Source organism: Paraburkholderia acidicola (assembly GCF_002362315.1).
Lineage (GTDB): Bacteria > Pseudomonadota > Gammaproteobacteria > Burkholderiales > Burkholderiaceae > Paraburkholderia > Paraburkholderia acidicola.
Genome location: NZ_MTZV01000003.1, coordinates 91863 through 115035, shown reverse-complemented (window position 1 = coordinate 115035; position 23173 = coordinate 91863). Strand labels below are relative to the sequence as shown.

23 protein-coding genes are annotated in these 23173 nt (G+C 63.5%); 9 read left to right on the top strand and 14 right to left on the bottom strand.

All coding sequences use genetic code 11. The features are described 5' to 3' along the window. Window positions 1-143 precede the first annotated feature (143 nt). Window positions 144-770 (top strand): DUF47 domain-containing protein, encoded by a 627-nt coding sequence (locus tag BWP39_RS08230; protein WP_091016371.1) that lies wholly within the window; start codon window positions 144-146, stop codon window positions 768-770. Then, window positions 770-1780, top strand: coding sequence for an inorganic phosphate transporter (locus BWP39_RS08225; RefSeq protein WP_096718813.1), 1011 nt, complete (start codon window positions 770-772; stop codon window positions 1778-1780). The genes BWP39_RS08230 and BWP39_RS08225 overlap by 1 nt, the downstream gene beginning before the upstream one ends. 73 nt (window positions 1781-1853) lie before the next feature. Here BWP39_RS08225 and BWP39_RS08220 read toward each other — a convergent pair whose 3' ends face one another. The 13 genes from BWP39_RS08220 to BWP39_RS08160 form a co-directional block, all read right to left on the bottom strand. Continuing rightward, the gene (locus BWP39_RS08220; protein WP_096718811.1) at window positions 1854-2660 is read right to left on the bottom strand and encodes an SDR family oxidoreductase; all 807 of its coding nucleotides are present in this window, start codon (window positions 2658-2660) and stop codon (window positions 1854-1856) included. Between the two features lie 95 nt (window positions 2661-2755). Further along, a complete protein-coding gene (locus BWP39_RS08215) occupies window positions 2756-3916 on the bottom strand; it encodes a C40 family peptidase (RefSeq protein WP_096719667.1) in 1161 nt (386 codons plus the stop codon). 210 nt (window positions 3917-4126) lie between these two features. Further along, window positions 4127-5956, bottom strand: a complete 1830-nt coding sequence (locus BWP39_RS08210; protein WP_096718809.1) for a PhoH family protein — start codon at window positions 5954-5956, stop codon at window positions 4127-4129. Window positions 5957-6058: 102 nt separating this feature from the next. Further along, window positions 6059-6193, bottom strand: a complete 135-nt coding sequence (locus BWP39_RS32480; protein ID WP_268877168.1) for a hypothetical protein — start codon at window positions 6191-6193, stop codon at window positions 6059-6061. Between the two features lie 99 nt (window positions 6194-6292). Further along, window positions 6293-6754 (bottom strand): peroxiredoxin, encoded by a 462-nt coding sequence (locus BWP39_RS08200; RefSeq protein WP_096718807.1) that lies wholly within the window; start codon window positions 6752-6754, stop codon window positions 6293-6295. A gap of 104 nt (window positions 6755-6858) precedes the next feature. After that, the gene (locus BWP39_RS08195) at window positions 6859-7755 is read right to left on the bottom strand and encodes a polysaccharide deacetylase family protein (RefSeq protein WP_096719665.1); all 897 of its coding nucleotides are present in this window, start codon (window positions 7753-7755) and stop codon (window positions 6859-6861) included. A 16-nt stretch (window positions 7756-7771) separates the two neighbouring features. Further along, window positions 7772-8815, bottom strand: a complete 1044-nt coding sequence (locus BWP39_RS08190; protein ID WP_091016390.1) for a bifunctional UDP-4-keto-pentose/UDP-xylose synthase — start codon at window positions 8813-8815, stop codon at window positions 7772-7774. After that, the gene (locus BWP39_RS08185) at window positions 8812-9771 is read right to left on the bottom strand and encodes a formyltransferase (protein ID WP_096718805.1); all 960 of its coding nucleotides are present in this window, start codon (window positions 9769-9771) and stop codon (window positions 8812-8814) included. Before BWP39_RS08185 ends, BWP39_RS08190 begins: the two co-directional genes overlap by 4 nt. Further along, on the bottom strand, window positions 9768-10796 hold the full coding sequence (locus BWP39_RS08180) for a glycosyltransferase (protein WP_096718803.1): 1029 nt from the start codon (window positions 10794-10796) through the stop codon (window positions 9768-9770). Before BWP39_RS08180 ends, BWP39_RS08185 begins: the two co-directional genes overlap by 4 nt. Before the next feature lie 6 nt (window positions 10797-10802). Beyond that, window positions 10803-11954 carry a DegT/DnrJ/EryC1/StrS family aminotransferase gene (locus BWP39_RS08175; RefSeq protein ID WP_096718801.1) on the bottom strand — a complete coding sequence of 384 codons (1152 nt, stop codon included), beginning with the start codon at window positions 11952-11954 and terminating at the stop codon, window positions 10803-10805. 98 nt (window positions 11955-12052) lie between these two features. After that, window positions 12053-12424, bottom strand: coding sequence for an EamA family transporter (locus BWP39_RS08170; RefSeq protein ID WP_096718799.1), 372 nt, complete (start codon window positions 12422-12424; stop codon window positions 12053-12055). A gap of 31 nt (window positions 12425-12455) precedes the next feature. Continuing rightward, window positions 12456-14138: a glycosyltransferase family 39 protein gene (locus BWP39_RS08165; protein WP_096718797.1), complete on the bottom strand. Its 1683-nt coding sequence runs from the start codon at window positions 14136-14138 to the stop codon at window positions 12456-12458. Between the two features lie 273 nt (window positions 14139-14411). After that, the gene (locus tag BWP39_RS08160) at window positions 14412-14786 is read right to left on the bottom strand and encodes an Mth938-like domain-containing protein (protein ID WP_096718795.1); all 375 of its coding nucleotides are present in this window, start codon (window positions 14784-14786) and stop codon (window positions 14412-14414) included. Window positions 14787-15268: 482 nt separating this feature from the next. Here BWP39_RS08160 and BWP39_RS08155 point away from each other — a divergent pair, with 482 nt between their 5' ends. The 6 genes from BWP39_RS08155 to moaE all read left to right on the top strand — a co-directional run bounded on the left by BWP39_RS08155 (window position 15269) and on the right by moaE (window position 21735). After that, window positions 15269-16534 (top strand): pyridoxal phosphate-dependent aminotransferase, encoded by a 1266-nt coding sequence (locus BWP39_RS08155; protein ID WP_328590119.1) that lies wholly within the window; start codon window positions 15269-15271, stop codon window positions 16532-16534. 72 nt (window positions 16535-16606) lie between these two features. Continuing rightward, window positions 16607-17938: a homoserine dehydrogenase gene (locus tag BWP39_RS08150; protein WP_096718793.1), complete on the top strand. Its 1332-nt coding sequence runs from the start codon at window positions 16607-16609 to the stop codon at window positions 17936-17938. Window positions 17939-17947: 9 nt separating this feature from the next. After that, window positions 17948-19411, top strand: a complete 1464-nt coding sequence (thrC, locus tag BWP39_RS08145) for a threonine synthase (protein WP_096718791.1) — start codon at window positions 17948-17950, stop codon at window positions 19409-19411. A 286-nt stretch (window positions 19412-19697) separates the two neighbouring features. Beyond that, window positions 19698-20927, top strand: a complete 1230-nt coding sequence (locus tag BWP39_RS08140) for a molybdopterin molybdotransferase MoeA (protein WP_096718789.1) — start codon at window positions 19698-19700, stop codon at window positions 20925-20927. Window positions 20928-20977: 50 nt separating this feature from the next. Beyond that, window positions 20978-21235, top strand: a complete 258-nt coding sequence (moaD, locus tag BWP39_RS08135; protein ID WP_096718787.1) for a molybdopterin converting factor subunit 1 — start codon at window positions 20978-20980, stop codon at window positions 21233-21235. 20 nt (window positions 21236-21255) lie between these two features. Beyond that, a complete protein-coding gene (gene moaE, locus BWP39_RS08130) occupies window positions 21256-21735 on the top strand; it encodes a molybdopterin synthase catalytic subunit MoaE (protein WP_096718785.1) in 480 nt (159 codons plus the stop codon). Window positions 21736-21782: 47 nt separating this feature from the next. Here the strand turns inward: moaE and BWP39_RS08125 are convergent, their stop codons facing one another. Further along, window positions 21783-22325, bottom strand: a complete 543-nt coding sequence (locus tag BWP39_RS08125) for a group III truncated hemoglobin (RefSeq protein WP_096718783.1) — start codon at window positions 22323-22325, stop codon at window positions 21783-21785. Window positions 22326-22586: 261 nt separating this feature from the next. Between BWP39_RS08125 and BWP39_RS08120 the strand changes: the two genes are divergently transcribed. After that, window positions 22587-23066 carry an Rrf2 family transcriptional regulator gene (locus BWP39_RS08120; RefSeq protein WP_096718781.1) on the top strand — a complete coding sequence of 160 codons (480 nt, stop codon included), beginning with the start codon at window positions 22587-22589 and terminating at the stop codon, window positions 23064-23066. Window positions 23067-23173 lie beyond the last annotated feature (107 nt).

Here is a 23173-nt window from a genome sequence, read left to right as displayed (position 1 = left end):
AGCGCGTCGAGAGCGGCGCGAACAGCCGCTATGCAGGGTGAATGGCCACGATGGAGTGACACAGAGCGTGCCGCAACCGGCTCACACCGGTACAATGTTGCGGTTTTATGTCAGCCATCACGTGACCATTTACCGGGATTTCCATGTTCGGTCGATTTATGCCCACCGAGGGCAAGTTCTTTGAAATATTTAATGAGCACGCCAAGTACATCGTTTCGGCGAGCCGCGAACTCGAACTGCTGATCGACAATCTCGCTGACGCGGAGATCCACAAGCAGAACGTCCAGACCGCCGAGAAAGCCGCCGACAAGCTCACGCACGAAACCATCGACCTGCTGCACAAGACCTTCATCACGCCGCTCGATCGCGACGAAATCCACAAGCTGATCACCACGATGGACGACATCCTCGACTTGATGGAGGACGTTGCCACGACCATTTCGCTGTACGACGTGCAGGCGGTCACCTCTGAAGCGAGCCAGCTCGCGCACATCTGCACGGCGACGGCTGAGCGTGTGCAGGCCGCGGTCGCGATGCTGTCCGACATGAAGCAGGCGAGCCAGATTCTCAAGGTTTGCGAGGAGATCGACCGGCTCGAATCGGAAGCCGACAGCGTGCTGCGTTCCGCGATGTCGAAGCTCTTTCGCGAGGAAGACGACGTCAAGACGCTGATCAAGCTGAAGGCCGTCTACGAACTGCTCGAGCTGATCACCGACAAATGCGAGGACGTCGCGAACATCCTTGAAGGCATCGTGCTGGAAAACGCCTGATGCATTCGATTCAACTCGCCATCGGAGTGGTGGCCACGCTCGTCGTCGTCGCGCTCGTCTTCGATTTCATGAACGGTTTCCACGACGCGGCGAATTCGATCGCGACAGTCGTGTCGACCGGCGTGCTGAAACCCCAGCAGGCCGTGGCGTTTGCAGCCGCGTTCAATGTCATCGCCTATTTCGTTTTCCACCTGAAAGTCGCGCAGACCGTCGGCAAAGGGACCATCGATCCCGCCATCGTCGATCACTACGTCGTGTTCGGCGCGCTGATCGGCGCGATCGGCTGGAACATCGTCACGTGGTACTACGGCATTCCGTCGAGTTCGTCACATGCGCTGATCGGCGGCCTGGTCGGTGCGGCGCTTGCCAAATCGGGGTGGGGCGCGCTTAACGTTGACGGTCTGCTGAAAACCGTTGCGTTTATTTTCCTGTCGCCGCTGCTCGGTTTTGTGCTCGGCTCGTTCTTCATGCTGGCGGTCTCGTGGATCTACTTCCGCACGCCGCCCAGCAAGGTCGACCGGCGGTTTCGCCGGCTGCAGCTCATTTCTGCGGGCCTCTACAGCCTCGGCCACGGTGGCAACGATGCGCAGAAAACCATCGGCATCATCTGGATGCTGCTGATCGCCACGGGCTACGCGGCAAGTACCGCCGACGCGCCGCCGTTGTGGGTGATCGGTGCGTGCTATCTGTCGATGGGGCTCGGCACGCTGTTCGGCGGCTGGCGCATCGTGCGCACGATGGGGCAGAAGATCACCAAGCTGAAACCGGTCGGCGGCTTCTGTGCCGAATCAGGTGGCGCGATCACGCTGTTCCTGGCTTCGTGGCTTGGCATTCCGGTGTCGACGACGCATACCATCACCGGCGCTATCGTCGGTGTCGGCGCAACGCGGAAGCTGAGTGCGGTGCGTTGGGGAGTTGCGGGCAATATCGTCTGGGCCTGGGTGCTGACGATTCCCGCGTCTGCGCTGCTGGCGGCGGTCGGGTGGTGGCTCGCGCACCGGTTGCTGTGAGTTTCCCGCGGGTTCAGTAAGGCGGTACGGTAGCGGACCGGCGTCCTGTCCAGGGCGCCGGCCACCATCAACATCAGATGAGCGGCGTACTCCCGCCATCCATTGGCACGATCGCACCGGTCACGTAACTCGCGCGGCGGCTCGCGAGAAACAGCGCGACGTCCGCAATTTCCTCCGGCTTCGCATAGCGCCCGAGCGGCACACGTGCTTCGCTGCGCGCCTGGGCCTCCGCGACCTCGATGCCTTGCTTGTCGGCGTCCATCTTCAGTACTTCTTCGACCCGCTCGGTCAGCGTGGCGCCCGGGTTGATCGCATTGATCCGGATGCCGTAGCGCGCGTAGTAATGCGCGAGCCCGACAGTCGCGAGCATCAGTGCGGCATTCGCCGCGCCGCCCGCGATGTGGATATCGCTCGCGACCTTGCCGCCCATCCCGATGATATTGACGATCGTGCCAGGCTCCTTCGCCTGGCCGCCCTTGACCCGCTCGGCCATCCGGCGCAGCACTTCCTGCTGCGGGTAGATGTAGGGAAAGTACTTCGCCTCCATCGTCGCGCGGAACGCGTCGGCATCGAGCGATTCTGGATCGTAGCGGCGCGCGGCACCGGCGCTGTTAATCAGGATGTCGATTGGACCGACCGCGGTCGTCGCGTCTTCGACGACATCGGCGGCGCTGTGCGGGTCGTGCAGGTCGGCGCGCGTGAGGTGTACGTGCAGCCCTTCGCTCGCGAGTTGCTCGCGGGCCCGTGCGAGATTGGCGGGATCGCGCGACACGATCGCGACTTTGGCGCCTTCCAGTGCGAAAGCGCGCGCGCATGCGAGGCCGATGCCCTTGCTGCCACCGGTAATCAGAACCACTTTGTTTGTCAGCCCGAGATCCATCGCCGTTGCTCCGCAGTCTAGGGGAATAACGAAAACGATAGCAGAGCTACGGTGAGTCCGTACGCCAACCAGTCGGCCAATCGGCCGGCTGCGCGTCAGTCGCTGCCGTTGGCGAAGCGGGCGATTGGGTCGTCGCCGGTCTGGGTGGGAGCGGGGATCGGGCGCGAGGCCGTCGATGCACGCATGATCTGTACGCTTTCTGCTGTACCGGCCCGGCGCGCTTGTTGCGCCTGGCGGACTGCGACAGAGGCGGGTGGGGGTGGCTCGAATGCGTCGGCGGCGGCGTTGATCGGATCGGTGGGTTGCTGAGCAGCGGTGGCCAACGCCGGACGGGCTTGCACCGCCGTGCTGGCGGCAGGTGTGGTTTCCGCGGCGGCCAGTGCGTTGCTGTTCGGCATCGAAGAAGGCTCAACTGGCGGTGCAGATGCCGATGCCGTCGGCGGTGTCACGGCACCCGCAGCACGGGCCTGCATCTGCGCAGCACTCATGCCCGGAGGAGGCGGCTCGAATGGATCGGCAGATGCTGATGCGGATGCCGTGGCGGCAGTAGGCGCCACACTCGCTGTCAGCGGTTGCGGGCTGGACACGGCACGCATCGTCGGCGCAGCGGGTGGCAGAACCGCTTGCGGCACGGCGGCAGCCACCGTAGCTTGCGCCACCGGTGCGACACGCTCCGGTACCGTCGATGCCTGATACACCGGCGTATCGAACGGCGCAGTCTTCGCCGGCGCAACCCGGCGGATGCCGTCGAAGTGCTTGGCCCAGTACGGATTGGTCAGATAGTCGATGCGCACCGTGCCGCCCGTCGACGGCGCGTTAACGAAGCGCAGCTTGCCGACATAGATGCCCACATGCGAATGCGGGCGGCCGGTCGTATTGAAGAAGATCAGGTCGCCGGGCGCGACTTCGTCGGGTTCGATCGTCTCACCGCGGCTGCTCATATCGGCCGTCGTGCGCGGCAGATTCACCGAGGCGGCTCGATCGACCACATAGCGCACCAGCCCGCTGCAATCGAACCCGGCCTCCGGCGTGTTGCCGCCCCAGCGGTACGGAATGCCGACGAGGCTCATCGCCTGGATCGAGATTTCCTCGCGTCCGACGCTGTGATCGACGAAATTAGGGAAGCCGGGCGGGGTGGTGCGGTAGGCGTTGCCGGCTACCGGCGCACTGGATGGGCTGCGCGAAATCCGCTGCGGTGCACTGGAGCACGCGGCGAGCAGCACGACGATCAGCAGCGAAAATCCGAGTCGGCGCATGAAAAGCACGGGCGAGCTAAACGCTCGCTTAAGGCGGACGATGAGCGGATGGTAGCCCGTCCGGGGCGGCTCCGGCAAGAAAAGTTGATAAATTACTTGAAGTTTACGCGCTAAGTGTTGCTCGGTGGTTGGTCAAATCGGCGGCTGTAAACAAAAAAACCGCGCCCGGCATCACACCGGGCGCGGTTTTGCATGGCTTTCCAGCCGCGACTACAGGATGTCGGACGCGTAATCGGCCAGCCGCGAGCGCTCGCCGCGGGCGAGCGTCACGTGACCGCTGTGCGCCCAGCCCTTGAAACGATCGACCACGTACGTGAGCCCCGAACTACCTTCCGTCAGGTACGGCGTATCGATCTGCGCGATATTGCCGAGGCAGATGATCTTCGTCCCCGGACCGGCCCGCGTGACCAGCGTCTTCATCTGCTTCGGCGTCAGGTTCTGCGCCTCGTCGATGATCAGGTACTTGTCGACGAAGGTCCGGCCGCGCATGAAGTTCATGCTCTTGATCTTCAGGCGCGAGCGGATCAGCTCCTGGGTGGCGGCGCGGCCCCATTCGCCGGCGGCATCGTCGGTTTTCTGCAGGACTTCGAGGTTATCGTCGAATGCGCCCATCCACGGCTGCATCTTCTCTTCCTCGGTGCCCGGCAGGAAGCCGATGTCTTCGCCGACGGGCACCGTGGCGCGCGTGACGATGATCTCGTTGTAACGCTTCTCGTCGAGCACCTGCGCAAGACCTGCGGCCAGCGCGACCAGCGTCTTGCCGGTGCCCGCCTGGCCGAGCAACGTGACGAAATCGATGTCCGGATTCATCAGCAGGTTCAGCGCGAAGTTCTGTTCGCGGTTACGCGCCGTGATGCCCCACACGTTGTTCTTGTGGTGGCCGTAGTCACGCAGCGTCTGCAGCAGCGCGGTCTTGCCGTTCAGTTCGCGCACGAGCGCATGGAAGGCCGGTTCGCCGTTCTGCGGTTCGAGAAAGACGAACTCGTTGACCAGCATCGACGCGCACAGCGGGCCGGTGACCCGGTAGTAGGTCGTGCCGGTTTTCGTCTCCTGCCAGCTCTCCATCCCCTTCGCGTGCTTGGTCCAGAAGTCCTGCGGCAGCGCGCGGATACCCGTATAGAGGAGGTCCTTGTCTTCCAGAACCTGGTCGTTGAAGTAGTCTTCGGCGGGCAGGCTGAGCGCGTGCGCCTTGATGCGCATGTTGATGTCTTTCGACACCAGCACGACCTGGCGATCGGCCCGGTCGCGTTGCAGCGCGCGCACGACACCGAGAATCTGGTTGTCAGCCTTGCCTTCCGGCAGACCTTCGACCGGCTCGATGTGCGTCAGCTCGGTCTGGAAGTACAGATTGCCGGCGGCTTCGCGGCTACCGAGGCGCGACAGCGGAATTCCCGCGGAAATCTCGCCCGAGTTGGCCACCAGCGCATCGAGCGTGCGGCTCACCTGACGAGCGTTGCGCGCGACTTCCGACATCCCCTTCTTGTGGTTGTCGAGTTCTTCGAGCGTCATCATCGGTAGATAGACGTCGTGTTCCTCGAAACGGAACAGGCAGGTCGGATCGTGCATCAGCACATTGGTGTCGAGCACGAACAGCTTGCGGACTTCGACTGCGCCAGTCTGCTTGCCGTTTTTCTTCTCGGTGCCGCGCGGGGCCGGGGCCGGTGCGCGGGCCGCCGGCGCTTCAGCCGCCGGTTGCCGGGCCGAGCGCGCGACGACGGGTTCAACGGCCGGTTCGGCTTCCGGGCGTGCAGCCGGCACCGGTTGCAGCAAGGCGGCGGTCTGGCGGGATTTCCGCCCGCGAGCCTGCGTGGCCGGTTCGGCTGCAGCGGCGGGTACCGGGTGCAACGTGGTAGCGGCGTTGGCCGCATGGGTCATCGGAGCGGCGACGTTCGCCGGAGCGTATTCGGCTGACGTCACGGACGTGGCCGGCTCGGCGGCGTTGCCCGGCTTTCTGGCGGATTTGGCCGGCTGGGCTTTGGCCTTGTATTCGTCAGGCGGCAACAGATTGCCGAGCTTGCTGGGCGGGGTAGGCAAAGGCATGGTTTCCCTCGAAGAAATCGGGTCGCATATCGTGCGCCGCCTGTCGCATTCTGCCGGTGCCCATGATGCGCACGCAGTTTGCGCCCGGAGGCGCGCTTCGGTTTAGAGATGCCGGTTCGCCTGGTCTTCGATCGTCTCCTTGACGAAAGTGCGCTGGCGCATGAAAGAACGGCTACGCACAATTAAAAAAGCCGCCGTCCCGGCAACCGGGACCAGCGGCTCGACTTCGATCATCACGGTGCGCCTCGTAGTTCCAGCGCTATCAGCGCGAAACCTGGCGCAGCGGAGAAGAGAATAGGGTAGACAGGCACTCATTGCAGCCCAATATAACGCGCCTCATAGCGCTTGTACAGCCTCCAGAATAGCGTCGACATGGCCGGGTACCTTGACGCCGCGCCATTCTTGACGCAGTACGCCGTTGCCGTCGATCAGAAACGTGGAGCGTTCGATTCCACGTACCTCTTTGCCATACATTTTCTTCATTTTGATGACGTTGAAGAGCGTGCACAGCGTTTCGTCGCTATCGGAGACGAGCGGAAACGGCAATTCCAGCTTGGCCTTGAAGTTGTCATGCGAGCGCACGCTGTCGCGCGATACGCCGATGATTTCCGCGCCGGCCTTCTTGAATTTCGGGTACAGATCGCGAAACTGCAGACCTTCGGTCGTGCAGCCCGGCGTGTTGTCCTTCGGATAAAAATACAGCACCACCTTTTTGCCCCGCAGACCGGACAGCGTGAAATCTCCGCCGGTTGCCGGTGCGGTGAAGTCGGGGACGGGTTGGTCGACTGCAATGGGCACGAGGTTCTCCGTTTGTTATGGTCTGCGCCGTCGTCTGCGTGCGACAGCACTGGACCTGAGCGTCGAGGCGGGGAGGGTCTGCCCGGTAGCGGATGGCTGAGCGATCAGCCGGGCTGCACGATCAGTTCGCCGGAGCGGCCGGGAATTTCACCCCACGTGACAGGGTACGTTGGCAGCGAGTCGCGGTCCAGCGCGGCATGATAGTCACCCATCGTGGCAAACGTGTGGCCCTGCGCGCGCCAGCCGTCGAGCAACTGTTCGAAGATGGGCGCGAGCTTCTGTCCTTCGAGTTCCGCATGCAACGTGAACACCTGGTCGTGCGGATTGTTCTCGGTGCGCTTGAGGAGCCACGCGGCCACCGTGTCGGTGTCGACACCATCCACGCCGAGCACTTCGTCGAGCGTGGGCAGCGTGGTCGGCATCTGCACATGGTTCAGCGTCTTGCCGTCGACCACCGGAAAATACGGCGTATGGCCGCGCCCATCGGACGCGTAGCGCATGCCCCATGCGTCGATCTGCTCGAATGCGTGGCCGTTCATCTGCCAGCCGGCTGCGCCGTGCGTGACGGGCGGCGTACCGAAGATCTCGACGAAGCGCGCATGGCTCTTCTGCATCTGCGCGACGGTCCATTCGCGCGTTCGGGTACGGACGTTATCTTGCCAGTACACGTGGTCCCACGTGTGAATGCCGCATTCGAAGCCGGCTTCGTGGATCGCGCGCATGTTCGACGCCGCGCGCGCACCGATATCCGGACCGGGCAGCAACACGCCGTACATCAGCTGTTTGAGCCCGTAGTGCTCGACCACCGACGTGCGCGACACCTTCTGCAGAAAACCCGGCCGCAGCACGCGCCGCATCGCCCAGCCGGTATGGTCCGGCCCGAGGCTAAAGAGAAAAGTGGCGCGCGCCTTGAAGCGGTCGAAAATACGCGCAAGGTTCGGCACGCCTTCGCGGGTGCCGCGCAGCGTGTCGACGTCGATCTTCAGAACGATACGGGCCAAGAGTGCGCTCTGACGGTTACTGTTCGACGAGTGCGCGTGCTTCGGCAACGTGGCCGCGATACGCTTCGAAGATCTTGCGCAGCGCTTCGTCGAAGGTCGACTTCGGCGCCCAGCCGAGTTCCTGCATCGTGTTGTCGATCTTCGGTACGCGGTTCTGCACGTCCTGATAGCCGGCGCCGTAGTACGCACCCGAAGTCGTCTCGACGAGTTGCACTTTCTTCGCCGTTTCCGCGTACTCGGGGATGCCTGCCGCGAGCGTGAGCATCTTGTTGGCGAGTTCGCGCACCGAGAAATTGTTCTTCGGATTGCCGATGTTGTAGATCTTGCCCGAAGCAACGCCGTCGCGGTTTTCGATGATCTTCATCAGCGCGTCGATGCCGTCGTCGATATCGGTGAACGCGCGTTTCTGTGCGCCGCCGTCGACGAGGCTGATGTTCTCGCCACGCACGATATGGCCGAGGAACTGCGTGACCACGCGCGAGCTACCTTCCTTCGGCGTGTAGATCGAATCGAGGCCCGGGCCGATCCAGTTGAACGGACGGAACAGCGTGAAGTTGAGCCCCTCCATGCCGTAGCCCCAGATCACGCGGTCCATCAACTGCTTCGAGCACGCGTAGATCCAGCGCGGCTTGTTGATCGGACCGTAGGTGAGCGGCGACGCGTCCGGGTCGAACTCTTCGTCGGGGGACATGCCGTAGACCTCGGAGGTCGACGGGAAGACCAGGTGCTTGCCGTACTTCACGGCCGAGCGGACGATCGGCAGGTTCGCTTCGAAGTCGAGTTCGAATACGCGCAACGGCTGCTTCACGTAAGTCGCGGGCGTAGCGATCGCGACGAGCGGCAGGATCACGTCGCACTTCTTCACGTGATACTCAACCCACTCCTTGTTGATCGTGATGTCGCCTTCGAAGAAATGCATCCGCTCGTGGTTGACGAGATCGCCGAGACGTTCGGTCTGCATGTCCATGCCGAACACTTCCCAGTCGGTCGTTTCGAGAATGCGTTTGGACAGGTGGTGGCCGATGAAGCCGTTGACACCCAGGATCAGGACTTTTTTCATGAATGACGGGGGGAGTGAGTGAGCTGCGTAAATTCGGCTGGGGTGACGACGGTCTTGCTGCCGTCGTGCGGCAGTTGCCGTTCGCGCCAGAGTTCGTGGATTGCGATCGACCGGCCATCGCCGCATATCGCAAAAAGCGCATTATCGCTTACGTGCAGGCCGACGGGCAAATCTGCGCGGAGGGCGCCCGGCGGCACGAGGCGGGCGCGCGCGACGATGAAGCGCTCGGTGCCAGACGTTGTGTCGACCTCGGTAAACGCGCCGGGATAGGGCGGCGCGACCGCGCGGATCAGGTTGTAGACCTGCTGCGCGGGCTGCGTCCAGTCGATCCGGCCGTCTTCGGGTTTGCGTCCGCCGAAGTAGCTGCCGTGCGCGAGATCGTTGGGCAGATGCGGCGCTTCGCCGGCGAGCACGGCTGGCAGCACGCGCCACAGTGTCTGTTCGGCGGCGACGGTGACCTTGTCGAAGACCTGTGTAGCGGTGTCGTCGGGCAGGATCGGCACCGGCGTCTGCGCGATGATTGCGCCCGCATCGGGCTTCGCGGCCATCTCATGCAACGTCGCGCCGGTTTCCGTTTCGCCGTTCAGCACGGCCCAGTTGGTCGGCACACGGCCACGGTATTTCGGCAGCAGCGACCCGTGCATGTTGTACGCGCCGCGTGCGGCGAGCGCGAGCAGATCGACGGGCAACATGTGGCGGTAGTAAAACGAGAAGATGAAGTCCGGGCGCGCGGCGCTGACTGCTGCGCGCAATTCGGGGCTGCGCGGATCGGCCGGTGTGATGGTCGCAATGCCGTGTTCGGCGGCCACCGACGCGACGCTGCCGAACCAGATGTTTTCTTGCGGATTGTCTTCGTGCGTGACGACGAGTGCGACGTCGACGCCGCGTGCAAGCAGCACCTGCAGGCAGCGCACGCCGACGTTGTGATAGGCGAAAACGACCGCACGCGGTTTCATCGCGGCGGCTCCGAGTCGAGCACCTGGGCGGCTTGCACGCCCTGCACGAACGACTGGCGTGGCGCGCTCGCCACCGCTTCGCCGTCGCGTTGCTCGAGGATCGTCTGCACGAGGTAGCGTGGCCGCGCGCGCACCTGCTGATAGATCCGCCCGATGTATTCGCCGAGCAGACCCAGCGCGAAGATGATCACGCCGAGCAGGAAGAACGTGATGGCGAACAGCGTGAACACACCTTGCACTTCCGCCCCGACGATAAAGCGGCGGATCAGCAGCAGGACGAACAGCGCGGCCGAACCGATCGACAGGATTACGCCGATAAACGACAGCCATTGCAGCGGCACAACCGAAAAGCCCGTGACCAGATCGAAGTTCAAACGGATCAGGCTGTACAACGAATACTTCGATTCGCCGGCGAAGCGCTCTTCGTGCGCGACGTCGACTTCGACCGGATTCTGCGCGAAGGTGTACGCGAGCGCCGGAATGAAGGTATTGATTTCGCCGCAGCGGTTGATCGTATCGATGATGTGGCGGCTGTAGGCGCGCAGCATGCAGCCCTGGTCAGTCATCTTGATGCGGGTGATGCGTTCGCGCAGCCGGTTCATCACCCGCGATGCCTTGCGGCGCCACAGGCTGTCCTGCCGCTGCATGCGGATCGTGCCGACGTAGTCGTAACCCTCACGCATCTTGTTGACGAGCTTGGCGATTTCTTCGGGCGGGTTCTGCAGATCGGCGTCGAGCGTGATGACGATCTGGCCACGCGACTGCTCGAAGCCCGCGAGAATCGCCATGTGCTGGCCGTAGTTGCCGTTCAGCAGGATCGCGCGAGTGGTATCGGGTCGCGCGCGGAATGCATCGGCGAGCAGCATCGCGGATTTGTCGCGGCTACCGTCGTTGATGAAGATCACTTCGTAGGGCGTGCCGAGTGCATCAAGCGCCGGATAGAGCCGGGCAAACAGCGCGGGGAGCCCGGCCTCCTCGTTGTAGACCGGGATGATGACCGAGACCTCGGGTTGCGTTTGACTCATATCCGCTTATTTTCCGTATTGTTCGCAAATTTCGTTGACGGCGCGACAGACGCGTGTGACATCGCCTTCGTTCATCAATGTGAAGAGCGGCAACGTGACCGTCGTTGCGCCGAAACGCTCTGCATGCGGGAACATGCCTTCCTTGAAACCGCGTGCGCGGTACAGCGAAAACAGGTGGATCGCTGGATAGTGGACGCCCGAACCGATGCCGCGCTCCTTCAGTTGCGCCATGAAACCACCGCGGTCAAGCGAGAGTTTCTCGAGCGGCAGCGTGATCTGGAACATGTGCCAGTTGCTGTTCTCGAAGTCCGCGAGCGGCAGGCCGATACCGAGCCGCACGGCGGCACCGCCTTCGAGACCTGCGAAGTAGGCGCGCGCGAGTTGTTTGCGCTGCGCGAGAAAGCGCTCGAGATGTTTGAACTGGCCGAGACCGACGCGCGCGGCGACATCGGTGAGGTTGTACTTGCCGCCCAGCACATCGCAATCCATACCGTCGTAGCCGGTGCGCGTCACGCCCTGAAGACGGTACTTCTGTGCGAGCAGCGCTTCGTCCTCGTTGTTCAGCACGAGGGCGCCGCCTTCGATCGACGTCAGGTTCTTGTTCGCGTGGAAGCTGAACGACACGATGTCGCCAAGCCGGCCGATGCGCTCGCCGCGCCACGTCGAACCGAACGCCTGCGCCGCATCTTCGATCACGCGCAGCTTGTGCGCGCGCGCAATCTCGTACAGCCGGTCCATATCGACGGGCAGGCCCGACAGGTAAACCGGAATGACCGCCTTCGTGCGGCTCGTGATGGCTTTTTCGAGCAGATCGAGATCCATGTTGCGGGTACGCGGATCGATGTCGACGAAGACCGGCGTCGCGCCCGTTTCGAGGATCACGTTGCTGGTCGCGACCCAGGAGGCGGGCGTCGTGATGACTTCGTCGCCCACGCCGACGCCTGCGATCCGCAGACCGACTTCGAGGGTCGCCGTGCCCGAGTTGAACGTGCGCACCGGACGGCCGCCGCAGAACGCCGACAGCGCAGCCTCGAACTGCTGGTTCTGCGGGCCGGTCGTGATCCAGCCTGAACGCAGCACCTCGGCGACGCCCTCGATGGTTTCCTCATCGATTTCGGGGCGGACGAACGGCAAAAACGGAACGGTTGACTCGGACATGAAGGCTTCGCTCAATGAAAAGGCTGCAATGTATATGGATGCTTAAGTCGCGTCGGCAAGGGCGCAGTTCGTGCTCAGTTGCGTGCTCAAGTGTGTGCTCAACTACGCGCCAGCACGAACACGCCGATAAGGATGATGCCGATGCCGATCAGCCGCTGCATCGACAGCACTTCGCCGAATAAATACCACGCGGCGAACGCGTTGACGACATAGCCGAGCGAGAGCATCGGATACGCAATCGATACGTCGACCCGCGACAACCCGACCACCCACACCCCAACGCTCACCACATAACAGGCAAGCCCGCCGATGATCGGCAACTGCGTCGCGAGGCGAAAGCCAATGGGCAGGATGTTCGCACGGGTGAATTCAAAGTGTCCAACGGCATTCGTGCCGGCTTTCAGCAGCAATTGCGCGCAGGCATTCAGCGCGACGCCTGCGAGGATGCAAAAAAGGGAGATCGGATTCATCGAAGGTTCGTATAAAGGGTCATGGCGGCGCTTACGGCTGCGGCTTCTCGACGATCACGCGGCGCGGATCGCGCACTACGACCTGCATCGGTACGTGCTGCGCGAGCAACTGGTCGTAGCGCGCCGGCGACATGAGCGCTAACGCGTAGCGGTCGGCTTCCCAGCGCGGGATCCAGGCCTCGACCGTCGGTACCCACTTCTGCGGCTCAACCGAGATGCCGAAGGCCAGTTCGTCGGCATGCTGGACCATGATCATCGTGTGATCGATATAGAACGGCAGTGTATGGTCGAGCACGTCGACCGAATAGAACGGTGTGTCGGGCGGCAGTTTCGCGATTGCCGCCTTGATGGCCGGCGCGATCGGCGCACCTGAACTCAGGCGGCCGAACACCTCGTGCCCGGTGCCCCCAATGGTGCCGAACAGCAGCCACGCGAACCCGAACGTCGCCGTCGCACCGAAGATGCCGGCCCGGCCGCGGCGATTGATCCAGAGCGCGACCAGCGTCAGCACGAACGCAACGCCGAGCGCTGCGTACACCCAGAGCTGGAACTCGCGATACAGCGCGTTCGGGTTACGCGCATCGCCGGCCCAGTGCAGGAAGATCGCACCGAACGCCGCGACCACCAGGAACACCGCGTAGCCGGCGAGATGCCGGCGGAACGTCGCGCGTGGCACGAGCGGCAGATACATGCCGATCAGCAGCGCGAGCGCGGGCGCGATCGGCAGCGTGTACGAGACGAGCTTCGAATGCGACACGCTGAAGAACACGAAGATGAACGCGGACCACACGAGCATCGCCAGCGCGGGCGAGAAGCCGTTCGGCTGGCGCGGCATGCGCAGCGCATGGCGCACGCTCTGCACGGCCACCGACAGCCACGGCAGGAAGCCGACCAGCATCACGGCCGCGAAGTAGTAGATCGGGCCCGGGCGATTCTGTTCGGGCGTCAGGTAGCGGTCGAACTGCTGGACGATGAAGAAGAAATTGAGGAACTCGGGGTTGCGTTGCTGCACTAGCACGAACCACGGCGTCGCGACCGCGAAGAACAGGATCAGGCCGCTCACCAGATAGAGGCGCTTCCATAGCGCCCAGTCGCGGGCGACGAGCGTGTAGATCACCAGCACCGCGCCGGGCAGGATCACGCCGATCAGCCCCTTCGACAGCACCGCGAGCGCCATCGAGATCCAGCACACCCACATCCAGAGCCGCGCGCTCGAGCCCGGCAGGTTGGGCCGCTGCGCGAGCAGCAGCGCGCACAACGTCAGCTCCATCCAGAACGACAGGCCCATGTCGAGCGTGTTGAAGTGGCCCATCAGGTTCCAGTACGGCGAGCTGGCGAGCACGACGGCTGCGAACACGCCGGTCGCGGCGTTGAACACACGCGCGCCGGTAAAGCCGATCAGCAGCACGCCGGCGAAGCCGGTCAGCGCCGTGTACAGCCTCGCCTGCCATTCGCCGATGCCGAACCACGCGAACGTGAGCGCGTTCGCCCAGGTCTGCAGCGGCGGCTTTTCGAAGTATTTGTAGGCGTTGTAGTGCGGCGTGATCCAGTCGCCGGTCACCAGCATTTCGCGGGCCATCTCGGCGTAGCGGCCCTCGTCGCTGGGAATCAGGTGGCGCAAGCCGAGCGGCACGAACCAGATGACAGCGAGTGCAAGGACGAGCAGCAGGATCGTCGTACGGTTGAGCGGTAGCCTCGACGGCGTATCGTTCATGGGTTTACCTGTTCTGTCGACGCCGCCTCACGCGGACGTACGGATGTTGTTGAAAGCATGGTCACTGCCTGCAAACGCACGATCGGCACGACCGGCGCGCTTGTGGGCGCTGCATACCGCGGGCCTTGCGACCTGGCCCGGCGCACGCAGCCGCGCAGTGTACTGCATCGACCTTAGCCCGGCCTTAGGGCTTCGGGTTCTGCGTTCCGTGTTCGTGCGGCGTTGCGTCGCTGTGGGGGGCTCCGTGGGTTTACCAGCGCAGCCAGCCCCGGTTCAGCCTTCGATCAGCAGCGCGACCGCTACCTTGCGGCCCTCGGCCATCAGAATGTTGTAGGTTCGGCAGGCGGCCTTGAAATCCATCGTTTCGACGCCGATGCGCTGTGCGGTGAGCGCGGCTGTCAGGCGCGGATGCGGAAAGCGCAGCCGGCCGCCGCTGCCGAATACCACGACTTCCGGGGCCGGTTCGACCAGCAGGGCGAAGTGTTCGGGGGTGAGCGCGTCGAACGATGAAACCGGCCACGCGATGACCGGTGCGGCTGGCATCACGATGATGCTGCCCAGATGGCGCTCAAGATTGATTTCGACATAGTCGGCGCCGTAACCGGTGACGGTGTTGAGCGCGCCGCTGGAATCCTGGTGTAATTTCAAATCGCTGTTCCGAGATCGTCGTGAGGCGTCGCGTGCGAGGCGGCTCGTTAACCGGGTACATACGCGGTACACGCGCGGTACGTGTGAAGCGGGTCAGGGCGAGCGAGCCGTGCGCAGCGGACACGGACAGGGCCGAAAAGGCTTGCCGATGCGGTTGGTGCATTGCGGAAGTCGGCCAAAATCCGCTAAATTATAGCTTTTTAGCCGCCCTGCGGCGCCCCTCGCACCTGCGCTGTCACGAGCCGCGCGCAAAATGCCGGCAAACCCGCCCGCCGGCGCTCCCGCGAGTCGCTGGCGCCAGTGGCGGATCTGCAGGTGCCGGATCGCCTTGCCAGGGCCCCGGCACACCGGTCCTGGACCCCGGAGTTCATATAAGAGCGCGCTGGGCGCGCCGCTCCTCACGCTGTGTCCGTCCTTCGGCAATGCCCGGCCCGACTTGGCCAGGGCGAGTCGCCGAACGATACGCTGAACGCTTACCCTAGATGAATCACCTGGATGAAGTGCCCGCCGTGAAACCGATCCTTAAATCCAACAAGCTGCTGAATGTCTGCTACGACATCCGTGGGCCCGTGCTCGAACACGCGAAACGCCTCGAAGAAGAGGGCCACCGCATCATCAAGCTGAACATCGGCAACCTCGCACCGTTCGGCTTCGAGGCACCCGACGAGATCATCCAGGACATGATCCTGAATCTGCCGGGCTCGTCCGGCTATTCGGATTCGAAGGGCGTGTTCGCCGCGCGCAAGGCGATCATGCATTACGCACAGCAAAAAGGCGTGCAGGGCGTCGAACTCGACGACATCTACATCGGCAACGGTGCGTCTGAGCTGATCGTGATGGCCCTGCAGGGTCTGCTCAACGACGGCGACGAGGTTCTGCTGCCCGCGCCCGACTATCCGCTCTGGACAGCGGGCGTGAGCCTGTCCGGCGGCACTCCGATTCACTATATCTGCGATGAAGCCAACCGCTGGATGCCGGACCCCGACGACATCCGCGCGAAGATCACGCCAAACACCCGCGCGCTCGTCGTGATCAACCCGAACAACCCGACCGGCGCGCTGTACTCCGACGATCTGTTGCGCGAGTTGATCGCGATTGCGCGTGAACACGGTCTCGTGATCTTCGCCGACGAGGTCTACGACAAGATCGTCTATGACGGCAAACAGCACACGGCGATCGGCTCGCTTGCCGAGGACGTGCTGACGGTCACGTTCAACAGCCTGTCGAAAAGCTACCGCTCGTGCGGCTACCGGGCCGGCTGGATGTTCGTGTCGGGCATGACCGGCGAGAACCGGCGCCGCGCGAAGGACTACCTCGAAGGGCTCGGCATTCTCGCGTCGATGCGGCTGTGCCCGAACGTGCCGGGCCAGTACGCGATCCAGACCGCGCTCGGCGGCTATCAGAGCATCAACGAGCTGATCATGCCGGGCGGGCGCCTCTACCGGCAGCGCGAACTCGCGTACGACATGCTGACCGCGATTCCCGGCGTGACCTGCGTGAAACCGGAAGCGGCGCTCTACATGTTCCCGCGACTCGATCCGAAGATGTATCCGATCGAGAACGATCAACAGTTCATTCTCGATCTGCTGCTCGCGGAGCGCGTGCTGCTCGTGCAGGGCAGCGGCTTCAACTGGAAGACGCCGGACCATTTCCGCGTCGTGTTCCTGCCGAACGTCGACGATCTCGCGGACTCGATCAACCGGATCGCGCGTTTTCTCGACGGCTATCGCAAGCGTCACGCGGCGTGACGACGGGGCTGACGGAACGTCTATTCCGTCAGCCTGGTTTCCCTTAATTCATTACTCGAGCACACACGCTGCATGGAACCGATCAAAGTGGGACTGCTGGGCTTCGGCACGGTGGGCAGCGGCGCCTTTACGGTATTGCGCCGCAATCAGGAAGAAATCAAACGTCGCGCGGGTCGCGGCATCGAGATCGCGCGCATTGCAGTGCGTAACCCGGCCAAGGCTGCGGCTGCGCTTGGCAGCGAAGCCGGCAGCGTCGCGATTACCGACGACTTCAACGCGGTCGTCGACGACCCGTCCATTTCGATCGTTGCGGAAATGATCGGCGGCACCGGGCTCGCACGCGAACTCGTGTTGCGCGCGATTGCGGCCCGCAAGCACGTCGTGACGGCCAACAAGGCACTGCTCGCGGTGCACGGCACGGAGATTTTCGAAGCGGCAAGCGCAAACGGCGTGATGGTCGCGTTCGAAGCGGCGGTCGCAGGCGGCATCCCGATCATCAAGGCGCTGCGCGAAGGGCTCACGGCGAACCGCATCCAGTACATCGCGGGCATCATCAACGGCACGACCAACTACATCCTGTCCGAGATGCGCGACCGCGGTCTCGATTTCGCGACCGCGCTGAAGGCCGCGCAGGAACTCGGTTATGCGGAAGCGGACCCGACTTTCGATGTCGAAGGCGTCGACGCCGCGCACAAGGCGACGATCATGAGCGCGATCGCGTTCGGCGTGCCGGTGCAGTTCGACAAGGCGTATATCGAAGGCATCAGCAAGCTGGCCGCCATCGACATCCGCTACGCGGAAGAACTCGGTTACCGGATCAAGCTGCTTGGCATCGCGCGTCGTTCGGACCGCGGCATCGAACTGCGCGTCCATCCGACGCTGATCCCGGCCAAGCGTCTGCTTGCCAATGTCGAAGGGGCGATGAACGCCGTCGTCGTGCATGGCGACGCGGTGGGTACGACGCTTTACTACGGCAAGGGCGCGGGCGCTGAGCCGACGGCATCGGCGGTGGTGGCCGATCTGGTCGACGTGACGCGGCTGCATACCGCCGACCCGGAACATCGCGTGCCGCATCTGGCGTTCCAGCCGGACCGCCTGTCGAACACACCGATCCTGCCAATCGACGAAGTGACGAGCGGTTATTACCTGCGTCTGCGCGTGGCCGACGTGACCGGCGTGCTGGCCGATGTCACGCGGATTCTCGCCGACCGCGGCATTTCGATCGATGCGCTGCTGCAGAAAGAATCGGAACGCGTCGACGCGTCCCACGCGGGCGAAACCGACATCATGCTGATCACGCACGAAACGGTCGAAAAGAACGTCAACGCCGCGATCGAAAGCATCGAGGCGTTGCCGACGGTGGTATCGAGCGTGACCAAGCTCCGTATGGAAGCACTGAACTAGGCCAGACTGATGAACTACATTTCCACCCGCGGCGCCGGTGCCGGCGAACGCCACACGTTTTCGGACATCCTGCTCGGCGGTCTCGCGAAAGACGGTGGCCTGTATCTGCCGGCCGACTATCCTCGCGTGTCGGCGGACGAACTCGCGCGCTGGCGCACGTTGTCGTATGCGGACCTCGCGTTCGAGATCCTGTCTAAATTCAGCGACGATATTCCGGCGGAGGATCTGCGTGCGCTCACGCGCCGTACCTATACCGCACAGACGTATTGCCACGTGCGCGATGACGACGCTTCCGGCGCACTCGCCACGCAGATCACGCCGCTGAAAACGCTCGGTGTCGAGAACGGCGCAACGCTGTCGCTGCTCGAACTGTCGAACGGACCGACGCTCGCGTTCAAGGACATGGCGATGCAGTTGCTCGGCAACCTGTTCGAGTACACGCTCGCGAAGCACGGCGAAACGCTGAACATTCTCGGGGCGACTTCCGGCGACACCGGCAGCGCCGCCGAATACGCGATGCGCGGCAAGCAGGGCGTGCGCGTGTTCATGCTGTCGCCGCATCTGAAGATGAGCGCGTTTCAGACCGCGCAGATGTACAGCTTGCAGGATCCGAATATCTTCAACGTGGCGGTGGAAGGCGTGTTCGACGACTGCCAGGACATCGTGAAAGCGGTGTCCAACGATCACGCGTTCAAGGCGCAGTACAAGATCGGCACCGTCAATTCGATCAACTGGGCGCGCGTCGTGGCGCAGGTCGTTTACTACTTCAAGGGCTATTTCGCCGCGACGCAATCGAACGATGAGCGTGTGTCGTTCGCGGTGCCTTCGGGTAATTTCGGCAACGTCTGCGCGGGACATATCGCGCGGATGATGGGCTTGCCGATCGAAAAGCTCGTTGTTGCGACCAACGAGAACGATGTACTCGACGAGTTCTTCCGCACGGGCATCTACCGGGTGCGCAAGGCCGCCGAGACGTATCACACGAGCAGCCCGAGCATGGACATTTCGAAGGCGTCGAACTTCGAGCGTTTTGTGTTCGATCTGCTCGGTCGCGATCCGGCTCGCGTGCTGCAACTGTTCCGCGATGTCGAAGAGAAGGGCGGCTTCGACCTGGCGGCGAGCGGCGACTTTGCGCGCGTGCAGCAATTTGGTTTCGTGTCGGGACGCAGTAGTCATGCGGATCGCGTCGACGCAATTCGTGACGTGTTCGAGCGTTACGACACGATGATCGACACGCATACCGCCGATGGCCTGAAGGTTGCGCGCGAACATCTGCAGCCGGGCATTCCGATGGTCGTGCTCGAAACCGCGCAGCCGATCAAGTTCGGCGAAACGATTCGCGAGGCATTGCTGCGCGAGCCGGAACGTCCGGCGGCGTTCGCGGGGCTCGAGGCGTTGCCGCAGCGTTTTGAGATTCTGCCAGCGGACGTGCAGCGGGTGAAGGACTTTGTCGCTGCACATACGGGCGATTGAGCGGGCATTGGAGTGTGTGCGGTGATTCGTCGATAACGGTGTAGGCGGTTCGGGCGGTCATGATGCGATTCCCATTCAAAGGGAGCGCGCCATGACCGCCTTGTCGTTTGAGCGGCCACCTTCGAGCCATTTAATCCCGGCAGTCGCCAGCCCAACAAAAGGCGCGCATAACGCGCCTCGCGCCCGCCTTGCGCTGTCGACCGCTACAATAGTTCTTTCAGTCCCCGCCTACCTCCGATCGATGTCCACACCTACGTCTTCGGCGCCTCCCGCGCCGCGTGCACCGATGCTCTCGACCGCCGAGGCGCTCGCCACATTGCTCGGCGCCGCGGCGCCGGTAACGGACACCGAATCGTTACCCACGCTCGATGCACTGAATCGCGTGCTCGCCGCCGAGGTCGTATCGCCACTCGACGTTCCGCCGATGAACACCAGCGCGATGGACGGCTACGCGGTACGGATCGCCGATCTGTCGCACGGCGACCGCCGTCTGCCGGTCTCGCAGCGCATCCCGGCCGGCCATGCACCAGGCCCGCTCGCAGCGGGCACGGCCGCGCGCATTTTCACCGGCGCGACGGTGCCGCCCGGCGCGGATGCGATCGTGATGCAGGAGCAGACCGAAGTCGCCGGCGACGAGGTCACGATTCTTCACGCGCCCAAAGCCGGCGAATGGATCACGGCGCAGGGCGCGGACATTCGCAGCGGCGCCGCGATCTTGCCCGTGGGCACGCGGCTTACGCCGCAGGCGCTTGGGCTCGCGGCATCGGTGGGATGTGCGGCGCTGACGGTGGTGCGGCGCGTGAAAGTAGCCGTGTTCTTCACCGGCGACGAACTGACGATGCCCGGCGAACCGCTAAAGCCCGGTGCGATCTACAACTCGAATCGCTTCACGCTGCGCGGACTGCTGGAGAAGCTCGGTTGCGAAGTGACCGACTACGGCATCGTCCCCGATCAACTCGACGCGACCCGCGCGACGTTGCGTGAAGCGGCACAGGCGCACGATCTGATTCTTACATGCGGTGGCGTTTCGGTGGGCGAGGAAGATCATGTGAAGCCGGCGGTTGAAGCAGAAGGCCGGCTGTCGATGTGGCAGATTGCGATGAAGCCGGGCAAGCCACTCGCGTTCGGCGCGGTGCGGCGAGCAGGTGCTGGTGAGCCCGCTGGTGGTCCCGCCGAAACGTTCTTTATCGGCCTGCCGGGCAACCCCGTATCGACCTTCGTGACCTTCCTGCTGTTCGTGCGGCCGTTCGTGCTGCGTCTCGCGGGCGTGCGAACGGTGGCGCCGCGGGCGTTATCGCTGCGCGCGGATTTCTCGCAGCACAAGGGCGACCGGCGCAACGAATTTCTGCGCGCACGGGTCAATCCGGCCGGCGGGCTCGACCTGTTTGCGAACCAGAGTTCGGCGGTGCTGACGTCGACGGTGTGGGGTGACGGGCTGATCGACAATCCACCGAATCACGCGATCAGCGCTGGCGAGACTGTGCGCTTCATTCCGTTTTCCGAGCTGCTGAACTGAGCGGGCTCGGCGAGACACAACCCAGGCGGCGAACACCGCCGATAGTGCAGATGAAAATCCAGCTGAAATATTTTGCGAGCGTGCGTGAAGCACTCGGTACCGCGGATGAATCGGTCGATCTGCCCGACGGCATCGCGACGGTCGGCGACGTGCGCGGATGGTTGCGCGTGCGCGGCGGCGTGTGGGCCGACACGCTGGCCGAAGGCCGCGCGCTGCGGATGGCCTGCAATCACGTGATGACCGATGCGGGCACCCGCATCACCGACGGTTGCGAAGTTGCGTTTTTCCCGCCCGTGACGGGCGGCTGACGAGCCACGGAGAAGACCCCATGACCGTGCGCGTTCAAACCGCAGATTTCGATCTCACCAGCGAGGTCGCGGCGCTGCGCGCGCGCAATCCGAAGATCGGCGCGGTGGCGTGTTTCGTCGGTACGGTGCGCGATCTGAACGACGGCAGCGCCGTCGAAGCGCTGGAACTCGAACACTATCCGGGGATGACGGAGAAGGCGCTCGAAGCGATCGTCGAGACGGCGCGCGAACGCTGGCCGGGCACCGACGTGCTGATCGTCCACCGGGTCGGCAAACTGATCCCGCTCGACCAGATCGTGCTGGTCGCCACGACGTCCATGCATCGCGGCGACGCGTTCGCATCGTGCGAGTTCGTGATGGACTACCTGAAGACCCAGGCGCCGTTCTGGAAAAAAGAAAAGACGGAGCAGGGCGAGCGTTGGGTCGATGCCCGCACAAGCGATGAGGCCGCGCTCGCGCGCTGGAATACCACAGACGGTAACGTCGACAAACGCGGCTAAACACAGGTAGCTGCAACGCTCTCTCTCGCGCCGCCATCACCGCCTGATCATTCGTCGGTCGAGCGACCGATGATCCGGGTCGGAAAAGGTTCGCCGCGGGTGTTCGCGGGCACGTGACGTTCCGCATCTTCGCCCGTGCGCGGACGCCTTGGCGCGACACGTTCCAGCAGCGCCTGTTGCTCGGGCGGAATCGGATAATCCCAACCAAACCGGCTCAACTGCAGGCTCTGCGCGATGCGCAATGCGGGCTCCATGAAGCGAACCGCGGCGGCGGGTTCATAGCGCGACTCGACGGTATCGAGAAACAGATACAGCCAGTGGCTGAAATGCTTCGGCTCGATGCCCGGCAACGGTTGATGAGCCTGCTGCACATTGCCGCGATACTGCTTCGCGCCGAGCACGAGGCCGGCCCAGAACGCACACATCTTCGGCAGATGTTCGTCCCAGCGCCCCGCGAGCTTTTGCTCGAAAACCGGCCCGAGCAGTGCGTCCGCCCGAATCCGGTCGTAGAACGCGTACACGAGCGCGCGGATATTCGCTTCGGTCGGTTCGGCGTCGCGTGGGGCGGGAGTGGGCGTGGCTGAGGTCATTGCCTGTTACACAGAGAGAACGGATCGTGCCCGGCAGTCGCACGCTGTGCGTGCAGGCGGGTATCAAAGCAACCGACAGGCAACCCGCAAGCAACCCGGACGGGCTGCACTAAAGTACGACACAATAAGCGGCAGCCGGGCGGCTAACATGCGCGAATTCTGCATGTTATGAGCAAGTCCCACGGCCGGCAACCCTTGCGGCGGTGCGGTCATGTCGCGGTCCGTACTTCCGCTGTTCGTTTTTCGCGAGCCACAGCGCCCATGAGACTGACCGACTATACCGACTACTCGCTGCGCGTCATGGTTTATCTCGCCGTCCGCCGCGAAGGGCTTTCGACGATTCAGGACATCTCCGACGCGTACGGCATTTCAAAGAATCATCTGATGAAGATCGTGCAGCGGCTCGGCGACCTCGGCTGGGTCGAGACGGTCCGCGGGCGCAATGGTGGCTTGCGGCTCGGGGAGCACGCGGACGCGGTAACGGTCGGCGAGGTGGTGCGCGCGATGGAGGGCGATTTCGCGCTCGTCGGCTGTTTCCCCGACGAGACCGGCCTGCATCGCCCGTGCGCGATCCAGGCCGAGTGCCGGCTGCAAGTCGCGCTCGCCGCCGCCCGCGACGCGTTCTTCGCCGAACTCGACCGCCATACCATCGCCGACGTCGCGCAACCCGCGGCACCGCTCGCGGTGTTGCTGGGCATCCCTTCGGTCATCGCGATCGCGCCCGTGGCAGCCGACGGCTGACGATGACGCTGCCACGGCCATTGCCGGGTCAGATGGCAGAATTTCATTAGAAACGCAAAAAAGCGCTTGAAACCGGCATAAAACGCCTCATTTTGGTGATATTCGAA

Excerpts from the sequence above, each read along its gene's own strand:
- BWP39_RS08230 (WP_091016371.1), top strand. The coding sequence starts at position 144 with ATGTTCGGTCGATTTATGCCCACCGAGGGCAAGTTCTTTGAAATATTT.
- BWP39_RS08225 (WP_096718813.1), top strand. The coding sequence starts at position 770 with ATGCATTCGATTCAACTCGCCATCGGAGTGGTGGCCACGCTCGTCGTC.
- BWP39_RS08220 (WP_096718811.1), bottom strand. The coding sequence starts at position 2,660 with ATGGATCTCGGGCTGACAAACAAAGTGGTTCTGATTACCGGTGGCAGC.
- BWP39_RS08215 (WP_096719667.1), bottom strand. The coding sequence starts at position 3,916 with ATGCGCCGACTCGGATTTTCGCTGCTGATCGTCGTGCTGCTCGCCGCG.
- BWP39_RS08210 (WP_096718809.1), bottom strand. The coding sequence starts at position 5,956 with ATGCCTTTGCCTACCCCGCCCAGCAAGCTCGGCAATCTGTTGCCGCCT.
- BWP39_RS08190 (WP_091016390.1), bottom strand. The coding sequence starts at position 8,815 with ATGAAAAAAGTCCTGATCCTGGGTGTCAACGGCTTCATCGGCCACCAC.
- BWP39_RS08185 (WP_096718805.1), bottom strand. The coding sequence starts at position 9,771 with ATGAAACCGCGTGCGGTCGTTTTCGCCTATCACAACGTCGGCGTGCGC.
- BWP39_RS08180 (WP_096718803.1), bottom strand. The coding sequence starts at position 10,796 with ATGAGTCAAACGCAACCCGAGGTCTCGGTCATCATCCCGGTCTACAAC.
- BWP39_RS08175 (WP_096718801.1), bottom strand. The coding sequence starts at position 11,954 with ATGTCCGAGTCAACCGTTCCGTTTTTGCCGTTCGTCCGCCCCGAAATC.
- BWP39_RS08170 (WP_096718799.1), bottom strand. The coding sequence starts at position 12,424 with ATGAATCCGATCTCCCTTTTTTGCATCCTCGCAGGCGTCGCGCTGAAT.
- BWP39_RS08165 (WP_096718797.1), bottom strand. The coding sequence starts at position 14,138 with ATGAACGATACGCCGTCGAGGCTACCGCTCAACCGTACGACGATCCTG.
- BWP39_RS08155 (WP_328590119.1), top strand. The coding sequence starts at position 15,269 with ATGAATCACCTGGATGAAGTGCCCGCCGTGAAACCGATCCTTAAATCC.
- BWP39_RS08150 (WP_096718793.1), top strand. The coding sequence starts at position 16,607 with ATGGAACCGATCAAAGTGGGACTGCTGGGCTTCGGCACGGTGGGCAGC.
- thrC (WP_096718791.1), top strand. The coding sequence starts at position 17,948 with ATGAACTACATTTCCACCCGCGGCGCCGGTGCCGGCGAACGCCACACG.
- BWP39_RS08140 (WP_096718789.1), top strand. The coding sequence starts at position 19,698 with ATGCTCTCGACCGCCGAGGCGCTCGCCACATTGCTCGGCGCCGCGGCG.
- moaD (WP_096718787.1), top strand. The coding sequence starts at position 20,978 with ATGAAAATCCAGCTGAAATATTTTGCGAGCGTGCGTGAAGCACTCGGT.
- moaE (WP_096718785.1), top strand. The coding sequence starts at position 21,256 with ATGACCGTGCGCGTTCAAACCGCAGATTTCGATCTCACCAGCGAGGTC.
- BWP39_RS08125 (WP_096718783.1), bottom strand. The coding sequence starts at position 22,325 with ATGACCTCAGCCACGCCCACTCCCGCCCCACGCGACGCCGAACCGACC.
- BWP39_RS08120 (WP_096718781.1), top strand. The coding sequence starts at position 22,587 with ATGAGACTGACCGACTATACCGACTACTCGCTGCGCGTCATGGTTTAT.